The sequence below is a fragment of the Mesorhizobium sp. M0701 genome (assembly GCF_040320365.1).
GTDB lineage: Bacteria > Pseudomonadota > Alphaproteobacteria > Rhizobiales > Rhizobiaceae > Mesorhizobium.
Genome location: NZ_JAMYPO010000071.1, coordinates 1 through 19,645, shown reverse-complemented (window position 1 = coordinate 19,645; position 19,645 = coordinate 1). Strand labels below are relative to the sequence as shown.

The 19,645-nt window shown below is 62.3% G+C and carries 21 protein-coding genes and 2 pseudogenes; 3 read left to right on the top strand and 20 right to left on the bottom strand.

The features are described from left to right. The coding region (locus NKI24_RS34010) for a hypothetical protein (RefSeq protein ID WP_352750545.1) at nucleotides 1-302 on the bottom strand (302 nt) is incomplete at its 3' end. Between the two features lie 319 nt (nucleotides 303-621). Between NKI24_RS34010 and NKI24_RS34005 the strand changes: the two genes are divergently transcribed. After that, complete coding sequence (locus NKI24_RS34005; RefSeq protein WP_352726426.1) at nucleotides 622-1,806, top strand: glycosyltransferase family 9 protein; 1,185 nt, start codon at nucleotides 622-624, stop codon at nucleotides 1,804-1,806. A gap of 48 nt (nucleotides 1,807-1,854) precedes the next feature. On the opposite strand, the gene NKI24_RS34000 is transcribed toward NKI24_RS34005, so the two are convergent. Further along, nucleotides 1,855-2,166 carry a hypothetical protein gene (locus tag NKI24_RS34000; RefSeq protein WP_352750543.1) on the bottom strand — a complete coding sequence of 104 codons (312 nt, stop codon included), beginning with the start codon at nucleotides 2,164-2,166 and terminating at the stop codon, nucleotides 1,855-1,857. Between NKI24_RS34000 and NKI24_RS33995 the strand changes: the two are divergent. Together NKI24_RS33995 and NKI24_RS33990 are read left to right on the top strand one after the other, a co-directional pair. After that, nucleotides 2,047-2,556, top strand: a pseudogene (locus NKI24_RS33995) (ATP-binding protein); the annotation flags it as partial. The gene NKI24_RS34000 and the pseudogene NKI24_RS33995 overlap by 120 nt on opposite strands. Before the next feature lie 266 nt (nucleotides 2,557-2,822). After that, on the top strand, nucleotides 2,823-3,179 hold the full coding sequence (locus NKI24_RS33990) for a hypothetical protein (RefSeq protein WP_352579644.1): 357 nt from the start codon (nucleotides 2,823-2,825) through the stop codon (nucleotides 3,177-3,179). A gap of 135 nt (nucleotides 3,180-3,314) precedes the next feature. Here the strand turns inward: NKI24_RS33990 and NKI24_RS33985 are convergent, their stop codons facing one another. From NKI24_RS33985 to NKI24_RS33895, 18 genes and pseudogenes are all read right to left on the bottom strand, one after another. Continuing rightward, the gene (locus NKI24_RS33985) at nucleotides 3,315-4,280 is read right to left on the bottom strand and encodes a glycosyltransferase family 10 domain-containing protein (protein WP_198023618.1); all 966 of its coding nucleotides are present in this window, start codon (nucleotides 4,278-4,280) and stop codon (nucleotides 3,315-3,317) included. Between the two features lie 283 nt (nucleotides 4,281-4,563). Next, a pseudogene (locus tag NKI24_RS33980) lies at nucleotides 4,564-6,253 on the bottom strand (ISL3 family transposase). Between the two features lie 270 nt (nucleotides 6,254-6,523). After that, nucleotides 6,524-8,860: a carbamoyltransferase HypF gene (hypF, locus tag NKI24_RS33975; RefSeq protein ID WP_352750541.1), complete on the bottom strand. Its 2,337-nt coding sequence runs from the start codon at nucleotides 8,858-8,860 to the stop codon at nucleotides 6,524-6,526. Next, a complete protein-coding gene (locus NKI24_RS36110; protein WP_502901511.1) occupies nucleotides 8,860-9,441 on the bottom strand; it encodes a response regulator in 582 nt (193 codons plus the stop codon). Before NKI24_RS36110 ends, hypF begins: the two co-directional genes overlap by 1 nt. Then, nucleotides 9,438-11,201, bottom strand: a complete 1,764-nt coding sequence (locus NKI24_RS33960; RefSeq protein WP_352750539.1) for an enoyl-CoA hydratase-related protein — start codon at nucleotides 11,199-11,201, stop codon at nucleotides 9,438-9,440. Before NKI24_RS33960 ends, NKI24_RS36110 begins: the two co-directional genes overlap by 4 nt. A 2-nt stretch (nucleotides 11,202-11,203) precedes the next feature. Beyond that, a complete protein-coding gene (gene hypE, locus NKI24_RS33955; protein WP_352692600.1) occupies nucleotides 11,204-12,253 on the bottom strand; it encodes a hydrogenase expression/formation protein HypE in 1,050 nt (349 codons plus the stop codon). Beyond that, nucleotides 12,253-13,398, bottom strand: coding sequence for a hydrogenase formation protein HypD (gene hypD / locus NKI24_RS33950; RefSeq protein ID WP_352643851.1), 1,146 nt, complete (start codon nucleotides 13,396-13,398; stop codon nucleotides 12,253-12,255). Before hypD ends, hypE begins: the two co-directional genes overlap by 1 nt. Next, nucleotides 13,395-13,640 (bottom strand): HypC/HybG/HupF family hydrogenase formation chaperone, encoded by a 246-nt coding sequence (locus NKI24_RS33945; protein ID WP_352643850.1) that lies wholly within the window; start codon nucleotides 13,638-13,640, stop codon nucleotides 13,395-13,397. The genes hypD and NKI24_RS33945 overlap by 4 nt, the downstream gene beginning before the upstream one ends. After that, nucleotides 13,640-14,518 (bottom strand): hydrogenase nickel incorporation protein HypB, encoded by an 879-nt coding sequence (gene hypB, locus NKI24_RS33940; protein ID WP_352643849.1) that lies wholly within the window; start codon nucleotides 14,516-14,518, stop codon nucleotides 13,640-13,642. Before hypB ends, NKI24_RS33945 begins: the two co-directional genes overlap by 1 nt. Continuing rightward, nucleotides 14,518-14,859 (bottom strand): hydrogenase maturation nickel metallochaperone HypA, encoded by a 342-nt coding sequence (hypA, locus tag NKI24_RS33935; protein ID WP_352579649.1) that lies wholly within the window; start codon nucleotides 14,857-14,859, stop codon nucleotides 14,518-14,520. The genes hypB and hypA overlap by 1 nt, the downstream gene beginning before the upstream one ends. After that, nucleotides 14,859-15,992: a hypothetical protein gene (locus NKI24_RS33930; RefSeq protein ID WP_352750535.1), complete on the bottom strand. Its 1,134-nt coding sequence runs from the start codon at nucleotides 15,990-15,992 to the stop codon at nucleotides 14,859-14,861. Before NKI24_RS33930 ends, hypA begins: the two co-directional genes overlap by 1 nt. Then, nucleotides 15,989-16,567, bottom strand: a complete 579-nt coding sequence (hybE, locus tag NKI24_RS33925; RefSeq protein WP_352643847.1) for a [NiFe]-hydrogenase assembly chaperone HybE — start codon at nucleotides 16,565-16,567, stop codon at nucleotides 15,989-15,991. Before hybE ends, NKI24_RS33930 begins: the two co-directional genes overlap by 4 nt. A 1-nt stretch (nucleotide 16,568) precedes the next feature. Further along, nucleotides 16,569-16,790, bottom strand: a complete 222-nt coding sequence (locus NKI24_RS33920) for a rubredoxin (protein ID WP_023679107.1) — start codon at nucleotides 16,788-16,790, stop codon at nucleotides 16,569-16,571. Continuing rightward, nucleotides 16,787-17,632, bottom strand: coding sequence for a hydrogenase expression/formation protein (locus tag NKI24_RS33915; protein ID WP_352692598.1), 846 nt, complete (start codon nucleotides 17,630-17,632; stop codon nucleotides 16,787-16,789). Before NKI24_RS33915 ends, NKI24_RS33920 begins: the two co-directional genes overlap by 4 nt. 25 nt (nucleotides 17,633-17,657) lie before the next feature. Next, a complete protein-coding gene (locus NKI24_RS33910; protein WP_352692597.1) occupies nucleotides 17,658-18,101 on the bottom strand; it encodes a thioredoxin domain-containing protein in 444 nt (147 codons plus the stop codon). 4 nt (nucleotides 18,102-18,105) lie between these two features. Beyond that, nucleotides 18,106-18,438 (bottom strand): HypC/HybG/HupF family hydrogenase formation chaperone, encoded by a 333-nt coding sequence (locus tag NKI24_RS33905; protein ID WP_023679110.1) that lies wholly within the window; start codon nucleotides 18,436-18,438, stop codon nucleotides 18,106-18,108. Beyond that, the gene (locus NKI24_RS33900) at nucleotides 18,438-19,109 is read right to left on the bottom strand and encodes a HyaD/HybD family hydrogenase maturation endopeptidase (RefSeq protein WP_373420435.1); all 672 of its coding nucleotides are present in this window, start codon (nucleotides 19,107-19,109) and stop codon (nucleotides 18,438-18,440) included. The genes NKI24_RS33905 and NKI24_RS33900 overlap by 1 nt, the downstream gene beginning before the upstream one ends. A 14-nt stretch (nucleotides 19,110-19,123) precedes the next feature. Further along, complete coding sequence (locus NKI24_RS33895) at nucleotides 19,124-19,354, bottom strand: hypothetical protein (RefSeq protein ID WP_352643844.1); 231 nt, start codon at nucleotides 19,352-19,354, stop codon at nucleotides 19,124-19,126. Between the last annotated feature and the right edge of the window lie 291 nt (nucleotides 19,355-19,645).

Here is a 19,645-nt window from a genome sequence, read left to right as displayed (position 1 = left end):
CCTCGCGGCGGCCGAGCTTTTGTTTTATCTGTACCTTCTCGCGAGCCCGCAAGCACCGCTCGGAAAAAACGGGGGCCACCCGCCGCCGCCCCCCCGCCCCCCGGGGGCCGGCGCTCGACTTCATCACAGGGTTGCTTCGTCCACTTCATGTTGGACGACCCGGACGCGCAGAAAAAAGCGCCTGCGGCGGGTCCTTTGTTAACCACCATGATGCGGGACCACAGCGACAGGGCGTGCCGGAGACGGTCAATCCGGCCGGCGATGTCGTCGCCGGCGGCGACGGTCTCATTCAGGATCAGCATCGACCAAAGAGCGAGGCCACTGCCGTTATGCTCGAGATCTGGGGACGGCGGCTTGGCGATCGCCGTCTACTCGGCGTTTCTCGAACTCACTGCATGCAAGACCGTGACGAAGCCCTTCACATTGCGGGTCGGGACATAGCTGGCTTCTTGGCGCGCTACCACCGCTAGAGATGCAGACTTCGCCCGACAGCTCCTGCTGGAGCGCGGCTTGGATCTGATGGCAGAATTCTTGCGGAGACGCGGACAAGTGGGGAGCACTCCAACCCTACACACGCGTCACTGGGCTATCAGTGTTGACCGTATAATCTTCGGAATGGCAATGGCATATTTTACAAAGCACGACCGCAATCAAATTATATACCGCAGCTGGGAAGAGCCGGAACAGTCAAGCGCAAGGATGAGAATTTTGGTCCTCAAGCTTGATCATGTCGGCGACTTTTGGATGTCTCTAGGGCCCCTAAAGGACCTTCGTCAGCGTTTTGCGCATGCCCACATTACGCTGGTGGTGGGAAGCTGGAACATCGCTACTGCAAAACAGTTCGACCTCGCCGACGATCACATTGCTTTTGACTTTTTTCCTCGCAACCCGAAAGTCAAAACGCGCAAAGAAGCCGCCGACATAAGGCCGCTGCTGACCGGCGAGTTTGATCTTGCCATTGATATGCGTGTTCCGGAAGAAACAAGGCCCATCTTGCTTGAAGTCCCCGCCAGGCACCGTGCGGCGATAGTTGATCCGTACAGCATGCATCAGATCGATATTGCGATAGCGCCATTCAATCTGAAACTGCGCAGAACCATCTTCTACAAGCTGGTCCAAAAAATAGGGCTTGCTAACAAAATCCCTCGTAGATGGCTTGATTGGTTCATTGACCGCAAGCAGGTGCGTCTCCAGCATGTGTCAGAAATCCTCCTCTTTCTGGTCGCAAAGGCAGCTGCCTATTTCGAAAGCGGAGCGGGTCACCCACAGAATTCGACTAAAGGCAATGCCCCGATTGTCGTGGCTCCGTTCTCCAATTCCAGCCTGCGAGATTGGCCGATTGAAAGTTTTGGCAAAGTTGTCGCTGCTCTTTCGACCCGTGGTGAGGTGGTCCTCGTTGCCCGTGGCGAATGCCTGGAAGCGCTTGAGGAGGTTGCGAAGATAGCTCGGGATCGTGGAGCCGCGAACATTCGGACGGCTGTCGACTTGTCGGAATTGGAATTCAATTATCTCGTGAATTCGGCCGCGCTCGTCGTTTCGAACAATTCAGGCACCGGGCATGTCGCTGCCCAGCTTGGCCGCCCTACTATCGGCATTTTCACGGCGTCACATCTACCGGAGATTTGGGGGTTTCGAGGTCCCCTGGTCAGCATGCTTATGAGTGTTATTGAATGTCGCGGATGTGGTCTGGACCAAGTGCGGCATTGTCCGGTCAAAGTCCGATGCAAGTTCGACATCACGCCGGATCTCGTGATTGCCGAGGTAAACGCCTTGATGAATCATTGTAAGGGTACGGCACAAGCTTAGTGGCTCGCGGTCACCATAACCGCTATTGCCCAGATCTTGGTCGCTGATTCAATCGCTACAAACATCTAAAGGCCGATATTCAGAATCGAATCGACTTGGTCGAAGGACCGCAGTGGCGATGTCGCCCCCTGGGCCGGGCGACCATTTCGTTTTCGTTCGCATGCCCGTCCATAGCGACAGCGCCACTAACAGCAGATGAACCACACAAAGTGAGGGAGACCCCAAATAAGTGCCAAGCGACAGCTGGCCCAAGGCGCCTGGCTGAAGGCGCATGAAAACCTCATCATCACCGGGCAGACCGGCACCGGAAAGACTTGGCTGGCCTGCGCCTTCGGACGTCAGGCCGCCCGGCTCGATCATTCCGTGCTCTACCTGCGCATGCCGCGTCTGTTCGAAGATCTCGCCCTGGCGCGTCTCGACGGCCGCTTTCCCCGTCTCATCGACAAGCTGGCTCGGGTGCAACTGCTCATCCTTGACGACTGGGGCACCCACAACCTGACCGACCAGCAGCGTCTCGATCTGCTGGAAATCTTCGAGGAACGCTATCGCCGGAAATCAACGCTGATCACCGCGCAACTGCCGATCGCCCAGTGGCACGCCATGATCGGCGAGCCGACAATAGCCGACGCCATTCTCGACCGGATCATCCACAACGCCCATCGCATCACCCTCGAAGGCGACAGCATGAGAAAGCAAAAAACATCGCCGCCCTTGACCGGCGCCAAAAACGGCGAAATCAATCGCAAATGACTTCAACCAGGCAATCGAGCGCCGACCCCATCCTGCTGTCCGCGAATTAGTGAAACTGCTGTCCGCGATTTAGCGGCACGACTGTCTCGTTTTTGCGAAATACGCACGTCCGACGCAGCTTGCGTTGACAAAGGCGGTTTTACGCGCAGTTGCAATAGCACTTCCGCCGGCCTATTTTTGTGGGGTTCAATTGTGGTTCGGCCAAGGGCGCTTTGGGCGCCGGACCGGCCCCGTGTAAACCTCATTAAAGAGCTAGGAACCCTGCCATGGAAGAATTCTTATCGCGCATCGCCACTAGTGCCGGCATCGGCCCGGCTCTCGCAGAGAAGGCCGTTGGGTTAATGCTGGGTTTCCTGCAACGCCACGCGGCCGACGGTCCCGTTGCGCGAATGATCGAGGCCATTCCCGGAGCTTCGGAATTAGTGGCGAAGTATCATGGCGACGACCCAGAGGGCGGAGGCGGCCTCATGGGGCTCGGCCAGCAATTGATGAGTGAGGGTCTCAGCATTCTAAAGATCGCCGCCATCGCCAACGAGACGATCGCCTTCGCCAAGGAACATGCCGGCGACGAACTCGTGGACGAGGTCCTCAATTCCGTTCCTGGCCTTCCCCAGTTCGTCTGATCAGCGGCAGGGGCGCATGACCTCGGTGCGCCCGTGCCGGCCCGTCTGCGCAGGTAGGCATTCTCCGCCGAGCGTTCCGTACCGATCTCGCCAGACCACCAACCGCCGGGCACGCGAAGCGAGCGTTGGAGTACTTCATTCGTCTATTCCAAAATCGACCTCAGGCGAATCGATGTGTATAATTTCTGGCGGTAAGGGTTTATCCTGAACGCTTTCGATGAAGCCCGCGAGATAAGCAAACGTATTGTATTTCTCGAGGACCAACCGCTTCGCCTCTCGTATTGCGCCGCGACGCTCCTTCCAGAGGTCCGAGTTGATGATTTCTTGAATTTTTTGGATTACGTTCTTGTCCTCTGGGTCAATCAGAACCATTGAGTCCGAAGGGAAGAACCTCGTGATTGCCGGGCTGCCGTAATAGATCGGCATTGTTTCAGCAACGAAGCAGTCCATAAGCTTCTCTGTAAAATAGTAATCAGCACGAGTATTCTCGAAAGCTATACTGTAACGGTAAGGTGCGAGTGCGTTCCATTTATCTCCAATCAGCCGAAAACCTCGGCCGAACAGGTCAAAATCGAGCTCCTCTCTCAGCCGTTCCAGAAACGCCAGCCGATATCGATGCCCTTTAAGCAGGGCGATGTTACTGGTAATCCATGAGAGCCGAAGCGGCTTGTCCACGACTTCGCTGACCAGAAGTTGGTCATATGTCTTGTTTACAGACCAAGACCGAGTGATAGGTGGAGCCAAAACGAATCGGCGCCCTGCATTCTGCCGAGCAGCCAGCTCTGCGTCAGACGTCAGGACGATAGTATTTTTCCCCTGCCCTTCATGAAATGCGCGATGAGCTTTCGTCGGCGGTTCGCCGATTGCAAAAATTGTCCTGTTTGGGCTCGCCTCGATATCAACAGGGAGCCCAAAAAGAGAAGCAGAGTTAAAGACGATATGCCAATCGGGCACGAAGGATGTCGTGCGTACAAAAGCGACATTGTTCCAGATTCCACTGCCCTTTGGAGTGAGATGGTGGATTGCATCATCCAAAACGCCCCAAGAATCCAGACATGTAGCAACAATGGGCGCCGGACGTTCCGTCAACAATTTGGCCAACAAAGCAGTTCCACCCCATTCACTTCCGTTGGACCGGGAGCAACTTGTGCATCGGGCGCAAGACCTCTCTGCGCCTGAAATAGCTCGCGATCCTGATCGATATCAAACACACGATTCTGTGCGACTTCGCGCCATTCGACAACTCATCTCTAAGACCGCGGGAATCCCTTCACTCGTGAAGGTACTCAATCGCCATTCCGGATTGCGGTAACATTGGGCAGCATAAACCTGCCGGGACCCGCCGTCGAGGCAATTGTCGCTTTGCACTTAACCAGGTTCTTCCTCACTTTGTGTGGTGATCAGGCCGGTTGAGTGGCAGCATGCGTGCCCTAAGGAGTTCGGAGCCCGCTCTGCCGTACATCGCACGCTTGATCGTCTTCAGGCGGTTGATCTGCCCTTCCGCCTGGCCGTTGCTCCACCGTAATTCAATGGCATTGCGAACGGCGTCAACGTCACGGCGTAGAACCCGAGCGAAACGCGTGATGGCGACGAGCCCGGAGTTGACGGCATCCTCGATCCAAGTGTCGAGCTTGTCCAATTCACAGGCCCCGCAAAATGCCGCGGAAGCGCATGGCAAGCCTGCGCATCGTGGCAAACTCATGTGATCCCTGCTTCAGGACGTCGACCTTTCTCGCCTGGTTGATCGTCAGCATACCCCGGGCCTTCATGCAGAGGGCCGCGGCGACTACCGGCGAGATCACATGGCCGGTCGCCGGATCCTGGATGGGGACAGCATCGCGGGCTGGTTGATGGCGTATGATCGAAGCAGGCGACGCACTGTCCTCGCCCGTCCTCTCGGCGCGGCGCCAGCTTGGGAGAAGCCGCTCCAGATTCGAGAAACTGCCCGTGTAGCCGCGCTGTTTGATATCGTGGAACAGGTGTCGTCCGCAGCGATTGCCGTCTCTCCAGGACTGGCTAAGAAACGCCTCGAAATATAAGGGTGACGTCGGCTCGACGCGGCCCTGCGTCGGTCGGGTGGCGTGTCGAAATTCAGCCATTTGGCGATGCTGCGCCGGCCGTAGCCGGTACGACGGGCGATCTCGGAACAGGACAGCCCTTTCCTTGCGCAAGGCGTGAACCATTTCGAACACCGTCTGCCGCGATTGTCGATGAGCGTGGCGCACCCGGCGCCGATGCGTTGCGTCAACGTGCGGATCATCCTGCATCAGATCGACTTGCGCGCTCCCGATACCCTTATCGGGCAGCAATGCAGGCCCCGTGGCGCGGCCCGAAAGGCTCATCTGCTCCTCGATTGCGACCCGCAGATTCTACATGAGATGGAACCGATCAGCCACCTGGCGCGCTTGCGGTGCACCCTCGCGAACAGCTTGCGCATAGAGCCCGCATCGGTCTCGGCTCACGATCTCGACGGAAGGGTGCCGCTCTAGCCATTGCGACGCACTCGCCACGCTTCTGTCATCCAGGATGTCGACAACCGAATGGCGCTCCAGGTCCACGATCATCGTGCCGTAGCGCCATGATCGCCGCCAGCTCCAGTCATCGATGCCAACGACCCGAATGGTGGAGTTGCTGTGAGCGACCGCGGCATCTCGCTTCAGCTGCCACAGGATAGTGTCGTCGCAGACCGGCATGCCGAGCCGTCGCATCAAGCGCTCGCCGGGACGGCCGCCAGTGCTATGGCCGAGCAGACCGACAATCTCCGCGACCCTCCTTGTCCGGCGCGCATAAGGGGAAGCAATCGTCGGCAGACGGTCGGTGAATGTTTGTCGTTCACATTTCTGATGTGCGCACCGCCAGCGGCTCAACCGAAGCTTCACCGTCACGGTCTTGCCCTGGACCGGCAGATCCTGAAGGCTGCGGTTGGACCAGCCATGCCGACTTCGGGTCCGTCCGCAATCTGGACAAAATGCCGAACGCCGGTCCGGCAGCGGAAACAAGCCAACATCATCAGTGAGCGCGACACCCCGTATTTTAGCCCCTGGGCCGGGGGACCATTTTGTTTTCGTTCGCATGCCCGCACATAGCGGCATCCTCGCCAACGACGAATGAACACACAAAGTGAGGCAGAGAGCCCCATTAACTGCCAAGCGACACGATCCTTGGCTGCGTACCCATCCTCGACGATTCCCTCTCGGAGCATCATTCCTGGCTAGTCCTTTTACCCGGCGATACGCGATCAGCCACTCACGGCCCGGACGAAATGCGCAAAGCTGGCCGCCGCACGTCACAATGCGCAGCGCCTTATTTGGACGATGCTGATATTTTTTCTTCAACGATTGGTCTCAATGCGAAAGGGCTAGGCCGATCGTTGCCTGGCCGAGCGCCAGACCGCCGTCGTTTGCGGGAACGCTTACGTGCGCCAGCCCCTCCAATCCTGCGACTGTGAGCTCGGCAAATACGCCTTTGAGCAGCAGCCGATTCTGGAAAGCGCCACCGGACAGTGCGACCGTGCCGACGCCGTTTTCGTTAGTGAGTCCGATGGCCTTCCGCGAGATGATCTCTATCAGCGTCCTGTGGAAGCGCGCAGCAATCAGCCCGGTTTCGACGCCCAAAGCCTGATCACGAAGAAGCGCTTCCCACAGACCTTTCCAGGAGATAACCGGTCCCTTCCGCGAGGTTGCTGGCCAAGCCTGGGCCGCATCCATGAACGGGCTGGCGAGCGCCTCCATCTCCATGCCGGCTTGCCCCTCGTAGCTCTGGCGCTCCAAACAGATGCCGAGGACTGCCGCGCAGGCATCGAAAAGCCGCCCCGCCGAGGAGGCAAGCGGAGCATTGACGCCCCTCTCGATCATCCGGTCCAGCACCCGAAGCGGCTTTTCGGCCAAGGCGGGGAGGAAGGGCCGATCGGCAGGAAGCTTGGCCAGGAAATCCGGACCGAAAGCCGCCCGCAGATGCGCATAGGCATTGCGCCACGGCTCGAGGCTGGCCTTGTCGCCGCCGGGCATGGCGACCGGCTCGAAGTATGCCAGCCTCCGGAACCCTCGATAGCCGCCGAGCAGGAACTCGCCGCCCCAGATCGTGCCGTCATCGCCGTATCCGAGACCGTCGAGGATAATGCCCAGCACCGGCGGTGCGTCGATTGCGCGGCCGTGCTGGGCAAGGCAGGAGGCGAGATGCGCGTGATGGTGCTGGACCTGCACAAACCTCGCCGCGGTCTCACGGGCAAGCTCCATGGCAAGCTGGGTCGAACGGTAGCCCGGATTCCGGTCGGCCACAATGAGGTCCGGCTTCGTGTCGAACAGGCTTCGATACAGCCCCAACGCCTGCCTCCACGCGTTCTGGTTCTTCAGCTCGTCGAGGTCGCCGAGATGCTGCGACAGCAGCGCGTTGCCGTCGCCCGCCAGGCAGAACGCGGCCTTTAGGTCGCCGCCCGCAGCCAGCGCCCTGACCGGGCCATCGAAGCCCGCCGGCAGCGCCAGCGGCTCCGGCGCGAAGCCGCGCGCGCGCCGCAACACCGAAATGCCGTGCCCGTCGAATCGCACCACGCTGTCGTCGAGCCGGTTGACAATCTCGCGGTCGTGCATCAGCCAGAAGTCGGCGATCCCGGCAAGCTCCTGCCGCGCCTCGTCATTGTCCGTGCATTGCGGCTCGCCCGAGCGATTGCCGGAGGTCATCACCACCGGACCGTCCAGCGCCCGCAGCAAGAGATGATGCAACGGCGTGTAGGGCAGCATGAAACCGAGCCGCTCGTGCTGCGGCGCCACGCCCGCCGCAACGCCGCAGCTGTCACGGCGCTTCACCAGCACGATCGGCGCCGCTCGGGCGGCAAGCGCCACGCGCTCCTCGCCCGACAGCTCCGCGAATTCGGCAAGCTGCTCCAAGTCGCGCGCCATCAGCGCGAACGGCTTGCCGTCGCGCTTCTTGCGGGCGCGCAGCTGCGCCACCGCCGCTTCGTCCGTCGCGTCGCAGGCGAGGTGGAACCCGCCGATGCCCTTGATCGCGACGATCCGCCCTTCCCCGATCAGCGCCGCCGCCTCGCGGATCACCGCCTGCGGGCCGCCGCCGACCACGACGTGGTCTGGACCTTCCAACCAGACGCGCGGGCCGCAGGCCGGGCAGGCGATCGGCTGGGCGTGATAGCGGCGGTCGGCCGGATTTTCATACTCGGCCCGGCATTCCTCGCAGGTCGAAAATCGTGCCATAGCGGTCGAGCGGCGGTCATAGGGGATAGCCTTGACGATTGACAGACGCGGCCCGCAATGCGTGCAATTGGCGAACGGGTAGAAATAGCGCCGGTCCTTGGGGTCGAGCACTTCCGCAAGACATTCCAGGCAGCAGGCGGCATCGGGCACGATGCCGGTCTTCACCCGCCCGCCCGCGCTCGCCGCTATGGCGAAGCCGCCCGCCGGCCGCGGCCCCTCAAGCGTCGCCGTCTCGATCCCGTCGATCCGCGCCAACGGCGGGCATTGCGCCTTTAGCCTGTCCGCGAAGGTCTCGAACTCGGCATCGCTGCACCACAGCGCGATCTCCACGCCTGCAGCATCGTTGCGGACGTGACCCGATAGCCCCATAGCGGTCGCGATGCGCCACACTGTCGGCCGGAAGCCGACGCCTTGCACCAGCCCCGTCACCCGGACCAGGCGTCCCTCCACTGCGGGCTCGGCGAGCGGCGGGCCCATCAGCGCACCGTGCACACTATGCACCACGGGTCCAACAACCGCACGATGTGCTGGACTGCAACCGGCTCGGTCTCGCCGAGCCGCACCGGCGCACCTTCGAGCGCCAGCTCCAGCGGGCCACGATTGCCGGCCCAGTCGCGTGGCGAAAAGTTCTGCAATGCGTAGAGCAGGTCGATCTGCGCGTGGTGGCGGCGACGAACCGCGATCTGGAGGAAGAGCTGCACCCCGTTCTTCAGCGTGAGCGTGAGGTTTTCCGGATGACAGAGCTTGGTGATGTACTGGTAGATGCCGGCCTCGTTGATGCCGTCGATGGTGTTATGCGCGTCGGTGTAGCCCGAGATGATCATGCGCACGATGTCCGGCCAGCGGGTGCGCGCCTGCTTCAGGAACTCGGTGCGGCAGGTGCCGGCTATGCGCTGGTCACACAGGATGATCTGGATCCATTCCATCTCCAGGATCGAGCTGGCGGCCTTGGTGTCGCTGGCGACGTGGACATCGAAATCCTCGCTCAGGACGCGCCGTTGCGCCTCCAGCGAGCGGATTTCGTCGTCGACGATCAATATGCCCGGCAGGTCGCTCACGATGCCTTTTTCCTTCCCTCCCGGCCGGCCTGCCAGGCGGCGTCGCGGTGGCGGGCGATCGTCACTGGGGTGCGCGACTTCGGCACCTTGTGCACGAAATTATGCCGCGCGACGTGGTAGCTTGGGTCGAAGCCGTAGAAATTGCGGCGCATCCGCGAAAGCTCCTCCTCGCGATAGGCGCAAAGCGGCTTGGCCGCCTCGTCGGCTGCGCGCCGGGCTTGTTTTTCGGCGAGCAACCCCGGAAACTCTTCGCTCCCGGCCAGCGCGGCAGCCGACGCCCTCACTTGCGCCGTGAACAGCTCGCTTGCCCCCGCGAACACCCGGTTGGCCAGATTCAGATCCAGCGCCTCCTTCGCGCCCATCGGCAGGCGCGCTGCCGCGATCCGGCGGGCATTCTCAGTCCCGCAGCAGCTCGGCAGGAGATAGGTCCAGAACTCCGAGCCGTAGAGATTGCCCATGTCCTTGTAATGCGGGTTGAGGATGACGCTCGAGCGCATCCAGAGCTGGTCGGTGCTGCGGGCGAGAAACACGCCGCCCGCTGCCGCATTTCCGGCAAGCGCTGCTACGGTGATGTGGCTTGTCGTGCGGATGATCGCATCGGCGAGGTCGTCGATGGCATTGATGTTGACCCAGGAATCGTCGGCCGCGCTGTCGGCCGCCTCGATCCGGTTGAGGTCGAGCCCGTTGGACCAGAACTGCGGCCCTCCGCACAGCACGATCGCCCTGGTCGGACGCTCCGTCGCTTTTGTATAAGCGTCCAAAAGTCTTCGACAGGCGTCCTTTCCCATTGCACCGTTATAGAAGGGGAAGTGCAGATAGCCGACCGCAGCTTCTTCTTCGTAGATGATGTCCTGATAACCGCCCGGTGAATTGAGCGGGATCTCCGGCAGGTCTGCAACTTCCTTCGCGAAGACCATGGTCGCCGGCAGCTTGAACGGGTGTGGCGAATTGGGATGCCGGACATGGCCGATCCACAACGCGCCGTCGACGGTGACGATGGCGATCGCCGGCCCGCTTCTGGCGGCGACCACTCCCGGCTCGGGGAGCGATATCTTGCCCCGTTCACCCCGCGCGAGAGGCAAATCACCCCCTGGTTCACGTGCGTCTCGCGCGTCGAAAAGGAAGACCGTTTCGCCGAAAAGTTCGTCCCGCACGCCGGGCGCGCCGTCGGCTGCTGCGATATTCTTCAGCACCGTTTCGGTCGTGTCGGCAGCCCAATCGATCCGCCGGTCCGCCTGTTTGATCGCGTCCCGCCACCGGCCCAGCGGCGCTACAGATTGTTCTTCCAGGGCAATCGGCTTTTCGCCCTGCTCGAACCGCGCGATCGCTTCGAGCACCGCCGTCACCGCCGCGTCGGTCACCTCGTTGCTGTAGAGGCTCGATTTCGTCGCCTTTCGCATCGCGAAGGTGGCGCTCGCCCAGACCGGCCCCGCATCCATTTGGGCCGCCGCTTCCAGCACCGTGACACCCCACTGCGTCGCCCCGTCCACCATCGCCCAGTCCAGCGCGGAGGGGCCGCGGTCGCCGACGATGCCTGGGTGAACGATCATACAGCATCGATTTTCATAGACTTCTTTCGGGATTGCCCGCTTCAGAAAGGGGGCAATAACGAGGTCCGGCCGAAACAAATCTACCGCCTCCATGGTCCGCTCGTCGTTGACGTCCATCTCGACCGAGACCTCGTGTGCGTGCTCGCCAAGCGCCACGAAAATCCTCTGACTCAAGGCGTTGAAGGCGGTGACGAGAAGCAGAATGCGCATCTTCAGCAGATCCTCGGGAGCTGTTCCCCGGCGATCCAGTCGACCACGCGCATACCGCCAAGTCTCGTTTTCATCCGCACCAGCGCATGCTGGTCTGTGACGACTTCGCCAATGATTGCGGCATCCCGGCCCATGGGATGAGCGCGTATCTCGGCGAGCAAAGTCTTCGCGTCTTGCGCCACGCAGATGGCGATCAGCTTGCCTTCGTTGGCAACATTCAGCGGGTCGAGGCCGAGCAGTTCGCACGCCGCCGCGACCTCCGGCTTCACCGGAACCGCCGCTTCCCGGATTACCATTCCGACCTTGGACTGCTGCGCGATTTCGTTCAGCGTCGCCGACAGTCCGCCGCGCGTGGGGTCACGCAACACCCGGATACCAGGAACGGAGCCAAGCATCGCCGCCACCAGATCGTGCAGAGCTTGGCTGTCGGAGATAATTTCCGTTTCAAAATCAAGGTGTTCGCGCTTCGACAGGATTGCGACTCCGTGGTCGCCCATGGTGCCGGAGACAAGGATTGCATCGCCCGGCCGGGCATTGCTTCCGGAGATGTCTGTGCCGTCCGCCAGCACGCCAACAGCGGTCGCGGAGATGAAAACGCCGTCGCCTTTGCCCTTCTCCACCACCTTGGTGTCGCCCGTAACCACGGGTACGCCTGCTTCCCGGGCGGCAAAAGCCATTGAAACAACTATTCTTTCCAGTTCGGCCAACGGAAAACCTTCCTCCAGGATGAAGGACGCGGACAACCAGAGCGGCCGCGCGCCCATCATGGCGACGTCGTTGATCGTGCCGTGGACCGCCAGTGCTCCGATATCCCCGCCCGGAAAGAACAGAGGCGAGATGACATGCGCGTCCGTTGCCATCACCAGGCGTCCGCAGACGGTGCCGAGCAGGGCCGCGTCGTTAGCCTGGGCCAGGAACTCGTTGGCCAGATGTCTTTGAAAAATATCCCGAATCAGCTCGGCCATCGCGCGGCCGCCCGCGCCATGCGTCATGTCCACCGCGCCGCGGACCGACGAGGTGGTGACGGCTAGCCTGGGATCGTTCGCGCTCATTATTCCGCCGCCTCCAACAGCTTCGGCTCGCGGAAACGGCCATAGGTCCAGTAGGCCGCGCAGGCACCCTCGGAGGAGACCATGCATGAGCCAATCGGGTTCTGCGGCGTGCACACGGTGCCGAACAGCTTGCAGTCGGTCGGCTTCTTCAGCCCGCGCAGGATCGACCGGCATTCGCAGGACTTCACCTGGCGCGAAGCCTTGACCGACAGCTCGAAACGCTTCTCGGCGTCGAAATCGGCATAAGCGTCGCGGATGCGCAGGGCGCTGTAGGGCACGGTGCCGAGGCCGCGCCAGTCAAAGGTCTTGCGCAGCTCGAAGACCTCGCTCACCAGTGCCTGCGCCTTGAGGTTGCCCTCCTCGGTCACGACGCGGGTATATTCGTTCTCGACCTCGTGCCGGTCTTCATTGACCTGCCGGATCAGCATCAGGATGGACTGCATGACGTCCAGCGGTTCGAAGCCGGCGATGACAACCGGCTTCTGGAATTCCTCGGCAAAGAATTCATATGGCTGCGAGCCGATCACGGAGGAGACGTGCGAAGGTCCCAGAAACCCGTCAATCTTGACGATGCCCAGTTCCCGCACTTCCGGCGATTCAAGAATGTGAGAGATCGCGGCCGGCGTGAGCACATGGTTGCAGAACACGCTGAAATTCTTGAACCCCTCGGCTTGCGCCGTCTTGATCGCGACGGCCGTCGGCGGCGTCGTGGTTTCGAAACCGATGGCGAAGAAGACGACTTGCCGCTCGGGGTTTTCACGCGCGATCTTTAGGGCATCGAGCGTTGAATAGACCATGCGGACATCCGCTCCGTCCGCCTTGGCGCGGATCAGGCTGCGTTGCTTGGTGCCCGGCACGCGCATCATGTCGCCATAGGTGCAAAGGATGACCCCGTGCCGCTCGGCGAGCTCCACCGCATCGTCGAGGCGAGAGATGGGAAGCACGCAAACGGGGCATCCGGGTCCGTGCACGAAATGCACGTTCTGCGGCATCAGGTCCTGCACGCCGTGGCGAAAAATCGCATGCGTGTGCCCACCGCAGAACTCCATGAAGTGGTAGCTCTTTTGCGGATCAGCCTCGATCGCGATGGCGCCGGCGATGGTCTTCGCAAGCTCCTGGTCGCGATATTCGTCGACATATTTCACGCCGAAATCTCCTCCAGTCCCTCCTCCAGCACGCCCGCTTCGGCCATCAGCTGCTGCGTGCGCTCGGCCTCCTCGGGGCTCACCTTGTGGAGCGCATAACCGACATGGACGAGCACGAAATCGCCAAGCGAAACGTCTGCCACCAAAGCCAATGAGATGCGCTTCGTGACCCTGTCGAACGCGACCACGGCCATGTCGTCATCGAGCAGTTCAACGACGCGGGCGGGAATGGCCAGGCACATCAGGCTGCTCCGAGCTCGGCCGCCCGCCGATGGCCGACTAGCGCCATGGCGCGGACCGCGCCGATCCAGGCCGTCCAGTCCGACATCCCCTCGCCCGTGCGCGCGGAAACCCTCAGCACCTTGATCCGCGGGTTCACCTTTCGGGCGTTGGCGATGCAGGCCTCCACGTCGAAGTCGAGATGCGGCAACAGGTCAGTCTTGTTGAGGATCATGAGATCGGCGGCGGCGAACATGTCGTGATATTTCAATGGCTTGTCCTCGCCCTCGGTGACTGAGAGCACCACCACCTTGTGTGCCTCGCCTAGGTCGAAGCCCGCCGGACAGACGAGGTTTCCCACGTTTTCGACGAGGAGCAGGCCTCCTTCGGCAAGGTCGAGTTGATCTGCGGCATGGCCGACCATATGCGCGTCGAGGTGGCAGCCCTTGCCGGTGTTGACCTGGATCGCGGGCGCGCCGGTGGCGCGGATGCGGTCGGCATCATTGGAAGTCTGCTGGTCGCCCTCGATCACGGCGATCGGCAACTTGCCCTTCAGTGCCTCGATCGTGCGGCAAAGCAGCGTCGTTTTGCCAGAGCCGGGGCTGGAGACGAGGTTGAGCGCAAGCACGCCGCGCTCGGCCAACATTTTCCTGTTCGCATCGGCATACTCGTTGTTCTTGGAATGGATATCCTTTTCCAGCTTGACCATCCGCGCCTGGCTCATGCCCGGCGCACGGGTGCCATCGGGGCCCGAGCCACAATCGTGCACATGATCGTCATGATGGGGGCCGTGATCATGATCGTGGTGGTGATCATGATCGTGGCCGTCATGATGGTGATGGCCATGCGCCTTGCCCTCGATCCGGACGGCGCCCTCGCCGCATCCGCAAATAGTGCACATCAGCTCACCTCCAATTCCCTGATCTTCATTTCTTGGCCGCCGGTCACCTGCAGCTGATGGCTTCCGCAGTCCGGGCATGGATCAAAGCGTGCCGCGATCGGCACGCTCTGGCCGCAAGGCATGCACCAGGCCCTGCCTTCCGTCTCGACGATTTCCAGCCTTGCGTCTTGCGCCAGAGAGCCACGCATGACGACATCGAAGCCGAACTTCAGCGCCTCGATTTCGACAGCGGATAGCCGCCCGATTTCCATGCAGACGCGGCCCACCTTCCGAAAATCCTGTCTCGCGGCCTCTTCCTCGATGATGCCACGGACGCTCTCGCATATCGCCATCTCGTGCATCAGCGGAGCCTGATATCGTAGCCGACGCAGGGGTCGATGGCCCGGACCAGGAGATCGGCCTGGACCGCCAGATCTTCACGTCCGGATGCAGCGAGCGCCGAAAGCGAGCTCGCGGCAATGCCGCTCTCGGCGAAATGAATGCTGGTCGGAGCCGTGATGGCGTAGTCGGCGATTCGGTCGTCGTTCAAAACAATCCGATGTTCCAGCCGGCCGCGTGCTGCCTCGGCGAAGGCAGTAGCAGAGCGGCCCCCGTTCTCGTCGCGAAAGACTTCGCGCGTAGGCACTTCGGACCCCTCCGCGACATCCCGCAGGGCCGCGAGCCCTCCGGCGATCTGCGCCGGCAGCGTCGAAGCCTCGACCACGCGGGCAGCCAGCCGCGCGGCCAGGCCGGCTCCACCGTCTTCGGAAAGGAAAGCGCGAACGAGCGGCGCACCAGCCTGCCTGGCGAGGCAGCTCGTGTCGGCCGACGTTTCCTTCGGCAAATGCTCGTTTCCCCCGTTTGTCGTTTCGGGGTGGCCTATCATGGCCCAGCCCAATGCCAAGACCGGGGCGATGAGACGGGCCGCAATCGTGCTGCGCTCCATAGCCCACTGCGCGAAGGCATCGCGATCCATCGCGCCAAGCGGCTTTTCGCCTTCGTAGACCACGGACTGCGTTAGATGGCTCGCTTCGGCGGCCGTTTCGGCAGCGTCCGCGCCCGGAATCCCCACGCACACGCCGGGAACGAACGCATTCCCGCCTGGAAAAAGCGCCTGCTTGAGGCGCTGCGGCAGGCGCATAGCCCGGCGCAGGGTTTTACCGTCCGCAGGCTCGCCCGCGAGACTGGCAGTATCCAAGCCAATGCGCAGCAGGTGCTCGCGCAGCGTTTCGGTAAGCACAAGAAGCCGCCGCGCTTGCTTCGTGCGCCGGTCCGTCCCGATCTCCAGGGCGGCCTCGGCTGCCTCAACGCTCGCCGCCGACTGCGCAATACTACAGACACTGAACAGCGAACCGATCGCCGAGATGACCTCCGTCACCGGTCGGGCTCGCACGATCGGGCCAAGCGCAACCGGGCGCGGCGGCGTGACGATGGCTTCCATAACGCGACCGCCATCGCAGACGAGATCGATGGAGACGCGGCCATCAACCCTCATGCAGCGGTCTCCTCCTTGTCGCCCAAACCGAACAGCCAGCGGCGGGTCAATTTCGCCGGCTGGGAGCTCGCGGGTGTTCCGGCTGTCTCAACCTCGTCCAACGCGCTTGCCTCTCCCTCAGGTAGCCGGCCTTCCCAGACACGGATCATCTCGCCGTCTTCGTCTTCTTCCGCCTCACGGTTGAACAGTTCCGCAAGCACCTGCCGCGCGGCCTCTTGCGCACTCTCCTGGTCGGCGAATTCGAACATCGGCGAGAACAGCGAGCACATGCGGTAGCAGCCGAGCTCCTCTTCATAGGCCCGGAAGAACTCGAACCGGCCCGCCGGGAATGATGCATGCTCCTTGGTGCCCGTAGCCACGCGCGGGCGCGCTTGCCCGTCGCCAAATGGTAGAAGCACGAGGTTCATGAGCCAGGGCGTGACAAGAACCGCGAGCCATTTGCCCTGCCACTGCCGCACGCCCACCGCGCTGACGCAAAGCGCCGGATTGAGGATCGGAATTCCTGCCATGGCCGTCCGTTCGATCCGCTGAAACACGAACTCTAGATGGGCAGCGACGGCTTGCGAATGATCCATGTCAATCGCTCACGACCATGAAGCCCTGCTTGGAGCCGTCGCAGGTGGGGCAGCTCCAGTTCGCCGGCAGTTCGGCGAAGGGCGTGCCGGGCGGGATCTGCCAGTAGTCGTCGCCCTCAGCCGGGTCGTAGACATGCCAGCAAATCCTGCATTCGAGCCGCGACATCGGGCCGATCTTGGCATTGTCGCCGCCATATGAACCGGCAAAGAAGGAGTCGTTCACCGGTAGACCTCCAGGATTTCGAGGAGCCGCTGGCGGCTGTCCGCAATATCCTCGGGCGCGGCGCGGACCACCCCCGGCAAGGCCGTGACCTCGATCGTGTTGAGGATGAGATCGTCGGTCGAATTGAAGAAGCGCACCCACCAGACGCCGCGCGTCCCCGTCGTGGTCACGCGGCAATTGCCGTAGCCACGCGACAGCACGACCACCGGCCCGTGGCCAAGCAGGCCGTCGAGGAAGGTCAAGTCCTCTTCAGTGTGCGGCAGCAGCGACAAGTTTATGGCGTGCGGCCCGACGTCGGGCCCGACGAGCGGGATGCGGCCATTGAGCTCCGAAATCAGCGGCGGCGCGTTGAAGACGCCCGTCGGATAGGTCGCCGGCGCAGCGAGCGTATTGCGGCAGCCGGCGAAGGCCCTCTCCAGCACGGCCGAGGGAAAGGCGCCGACCTCGACGAAATCGCGCACGAGCCTGCCATCCGTTCCGGTCTGGCGCACGCGCCAGATACCGGCGAGCACCGACTCCTGAGCCTTCAGGTCGTCGCCGCAGATGATCAAGACCTCGCCCTCGCCCAGCGCCTGGTCGATCAGCGCAAGATTGGCGTGGTCGAGGCCGGAAAGATCATGCACCGCGTTTTCGCAATCCGGCGAGGACCGGCCGAGGCTTTCAGCCAGCGCGGAGAGCACCGCCAAAGCAGCTTCGAGCCCGGCGACATTTTCCTTCTCCGGCAACACGGGTGACGCAGAGGTCGCCATGCCCTTCGGCATTTCCATATACTGCAAGTCGCTGCCGTCCCCTTCGCTCGGCTGTGAACCCGGCCCGATGCCGCCGAATAGCGATGCTGCCATGATGCGCCCTCCCGGCCGCTTTCGCTCACTGGAAATGATCGTGGTCGTGACCGTCGTGGGTCGCGCAGGCTTCGGGAAGCTCGAAAGGCGGCGGCGCGCTCGGCCCGCGCCTCAGTATGCCGTCGATCTCAGTGAGGTAGTCTTCCCAGTCGAGCACGCGCTTTATCGCGCCGAGATATTCGCCGTTCCTCAGGAAGACAAGCGCCGGGAAGGCGTCGAAGCGATAGCGGCTTTGCAGCTCGCGTTCGCTCTCGCGCGATACCACGGCGGGCTTGAACACGCCCTGGAAGGCCTGCACCAGCTCCGGCAGGATCACCGCCACATCGTTGCTCTCGGCGAGCCGCAACCAGTCACCGGGAAAAAACAGCGCGGTGAGGTCGTGGGCCTCGGCGAATGCGTCGATGTTCGCCTCGTCAACCACCGGGATGCGGTGGCGCTCCATCATCATGGTGAGAACGGGTGAAAACATGGACTCAGGCGTCCTCCGTGCCTTGCGGTGAAAGGGCTTGCCCCGGCCGCAGATGCTCCGGCAGTTGCGGCTCGCGGCCGACCAGGTCGGCGAAGAGGTGGTCGAGGTCGGTGTCGCCGGCGAGCGCACGCTCCGTCGCTTCGATCGCGTCGGCGATCAGGCGCGCCGTCTCGGCAGTGACAGTCTCGCGCGCGGTGTCGAGGAAGGCGAGTATCCACGTACCCGCTGGCTGGTCGCCGACCAGGGTCATATCGAGGCGCCGCGTGCCGCTGCGACCGGTGCACAGGGCAATGCCGCCGCTGCATTCAACCACCTGGAAGGGAACGCCGACACACATCAGCCCTGCCTTCCAGACGATTGCAAAAGCGCGTCGACCTCGCACTCGAAATTCGCCGGACCAGCGAAGGCACCATTCGCGAGAAGCCGCGCGTCGCCGTGACGACAGGCCTCTTCCGGTCGGGGTCGACCGCTCTCGTAGATGCCGATGCGCATTTCGCGCGAGGCGAGCGTCTCTTCTTCGGCCAGCGGTTCGGTGCGCTTGGCGATCGTCGCGCCGAGCCAGGCGAGCCACTCGATGGCGATCTCGATTGCAGGCTCGATCTGAGCCTTCACCGCGGGCCGGAGACTGCCGCCGTAGTCGTCCAGCTCGACCGGTTGCACGCCGACGAGAAGGAGATGGGCGGGATAGTCACCCATCATCTCGGCCATGGCGAGAACTTCCTGAAAGCCAGTCTGGTGGAGCGAAATCTTCTTCACACCGAGGAAGGCCGGCACCTCGCTGCCTTCGACGAGCTTCAGCGTGCCAGGCGCCAGGCCGTAGTCGACCGTGTCGAACACCACGAGGATGTCGGCCTCGCGGATATGTTGGAGGAGGTAGATGCCCTGCGTGCCGCCATCCATGGCCCGGACGTTGTCCGCCGTTTCGCAGAGCCGGTGGAACTCCTCCACCACGCGGATGCCGAAGCCCTCGTCGGCCCATAGCAGATTTCCGATGCCGAGCACGAGCACCCGTGGCGCGTCCTTCATTGGGAAGCCTCCTTTCGACCTTTTTCTTCCAGCAGCAAGAGGCGGGCCAATTGGCCGGGGGCCGGCAAATGGTTGCGAAATAGGTTGATCTCTGGATAGCGAACGACGCGTATGGAAAGCGCGATGACGATTTTACCGCACAAACGGAAAGTATCCTTCCATTGACGGATACGGCAACGGCCGGACTGAGAACCGAAATTCCAGGCCGATGGAAAGTTTGCGTTCACTCGCCCACCCCACTCCGCCTCGCTCCGCACCTTTGCCCTGAAAGGGATAGAGGAAGGGCGCCGGGCGTTGCGGTTGGCACTTCCTCTCCCCGTCGAACGGAGGAGAGGTGTCGAGGCAAGCCGAGACGAAGTGTGGATCGACTTGAAGGCAACCCGTCTTGAAGAAAAGAGCCGGGGGGGGGGGACCCCCCCCCCCGCCGGGGGGGGGGGGGGGAGGAGAGGTGGGGGTAAGCAGCGCGCCCCGGGGCGCCGAACGGCGGCCGCCCCCGACAAAACGGACGCGGATGAACA